1 tRNA gene and 1 rRNA gene are annotated in these 2509 nt (G+C 47.7%); both read right to left on the minus strand.

Annotated features, from left to right (window positions below):
- A 23S ribosomal RNA gene (locus tag P2W83_RS18640) occupies positions 1-2126 on the minus strand; the annotation flags it as partial.
- Between the two features lie 201 nt (positions 2127-2327).
- Positions 2328-2404: transfer RNA gene (locus P2W83_RS18645), tRNA-Ala, on the minus strand.
- Positions 2405-2509: the final 105 nt, after the last annotated feature.

A 2509-nucleotide genomic window follows, 5' to 3' on the forward strand; every position in this document is an offset into this window, starting at 1 on the left:
AGTCTCCCAACTATGCTACACATCTGTTACTCAAAATCAATGCAAAGTTGTAGTGAAGGTTCACGGGGTCTTTCCGTCCCGTGGCGGGTAACCGGCATCTTCACCGATACTACAATTTCACCGGGCTCGTGGAGGAGACAGTGTTCAACTCATTAGACCATTCGTGCAGGTCGGAACTTACCCGACAAGGAATTTCGCTACCTTAGGACCGTTATAGTTACGGCCGCCGTTTACTGGGGCTTCGGTCGCAAGCTTCAGATTACTCCTGACAAGCTTCCTTAACCTTCCAGCACCGGGCAGGTATCAGGCTCTATACGTCATCTTTCGATTTTGCAGGGCCCTGTGTTTTTGCTAAACAGTTGGTTGAACCATTTTACTGTGACCACATCGCTGTGGTACGCTTTATCCCGAAGTTACAGCGTTAATTTGCCTAGTTCCTTCTCCACGGCTCACCCGAGCGCCTTAGAATACTCATCTCGACTACCTGTGTCGGTTTACGGTACGGGTCGTTTTAGCCTAACCTTAGAGGTTTTTCTCGTGAGCAGGTTTAGGGCCACTATCTCGCCGGCCGAAGCCTTTGAGTACTATCAAGTTCAGCATCCGGAGCGGATTTGCCTACTCCAGATATACCTACACTCTTTAACGGGATATTCCGTAATCCCGCGGGCCTTTCACTTCTCCGTCACCCCATCGAAACTAAAACAAGTGTTGGAATATTAACCAACTTTCCATCGACTACCCCTTTCGGGTTTGCCTTAGGTCCCGACTAACCCTGATCCGATTAACGTTGATCAGGAACCCTTAGTCTTTCGGCGAAGTAGTTTTTCACTACTTTTATCGTTACTTATACCTACATTTTCTTTTCCAAACGCTCCAGCATATCTCACGATACACCTTCAACGCTGTTTGGAATGCTCCCCTACCACTCCCTAAGGAGTCTATATCTTCGGTACTATGTTTGATGCCCGATTATTTTCCGTGCCCGAACCCTCGACCAGTGAGCTGTTACGCACTCTTTAAATGAATGGCTGCTTCCAAGCCAACATCCTGGCTGTCATAGGGTTCGAACTTCGTTTGATCAACTTAACATAGATTTAGGGACCTTAGATGATAGTCTGGGTTATTTCCCTCTCGGCCATGGACCTTAGCGCCCACAGCCTCACTGCCGCAGATATATCATAGCATTCGGAGTTTGTCAGGGTTTGGTAGGCGGTGAAGCCCCCTAGCCCAATCAGTAGCTCTACCTCTATGATACTTCTATTATGCGACGCTGTTCCTAAAAACATTTCGGGGAGAACGAGCTATCTCTCAGTTTGATTGGCCTTTCACCCCTATCCACAGGTCATCCCATAACTTTTCAACGTTAATGAGTTCGGACCTCCAGTTAGTTTTACCTAACCTTCATCCTGCCCATGGATAGATCACAAAGTTTCGCGTCTGCCCCCACTGACTAGTCGCCCTATTTGGACTCGCTTTCGCTGCGGCTCCGTTAATGATGAACTTAACCTCGCCAGTGAGGAGCAACTCGTAGGTTCATTATGCAAAAGGCACGCCGTCACTCTTGCGAGCTCCGACCGCTTGTAGGCGTACGGTTTCAGGTACTATTTCACTCTCCTATTCGGAGTACTTTTCACCTTTCCCTTACGGTACTGGTTCACTATCGGTCATTGAGGAGTATTTAGCCTTACCGGATGGTGCCGGCAGTTTCACGCAGGATTTCTCCGGTCCCGCGCTACTCAGGATACCACTCGTCCCTAACAATTTCTACCTACAGGACTGTCACCTGCTCTGGTTCTTCTTTCCAAAAGATTCGGTTTGATGTTAGTTTCTAAATGTGGTCCTACAACCCTTGGGGGGCACGCCCCCCAAGTTTGGGCTCTTCCCTTTTCGCTCGCCACTACTTAGGGAATCATTAGTTATTTTCTTTTCCTCCAGGTACTTAGATGTTTCAGTTCTCTGGGTTGGCTCCCTTTCGGGTAATACACCTTCAGTGTATTGGGTTGTCCCATTCGGAAATCTTCGGATTAATGCTTGTATGCAGCTACCCGAAGCTTATCGCAGCTTACCACGTCCTTCATCGCCTCTCAATGCCAAGGCATCCACCATACGCCCTTATTCGCTTTAAATGCGTTTGTTTGTTTCTTTACTACGTCTTTACCAATTTACATTGATAAACAAAATTGCTTTCCCAATATGTCAAAGAACTTTACCGTCTTAAACGGCGTTGCAGATGTTAAGGTTGCGAACCAACAGCCCACTCTTTAGCGGCACATCTTCTTTTCATCATTACTTTTAGTCTCACCGTTCTATCCGCTCCAGGAAAAAAATGGTGGAGGATATCGGAGTCGAACCGATGACCCCCTGCGTGCAAGGCAGGTGCTCTAGCCAGCTGAGCTAACCCCCCATCGGTAATGATTACTTTCTTACTTAAGAACTTTTAGTAGACCCGCCCAGACTTGAACTGGGGACCTCTACATTATCAGTGTAGCGCTCTAACCACCTGAGCTAC

It is taken from the genome of Polluticoccus soli (assembly GCF_029269745.1).
GTDB lineage: Bacteria > Bacteroidota > Bacteroidia > Chitinophagales > Chitinophagaceae > Polluticoccus > Polluticoccus soli.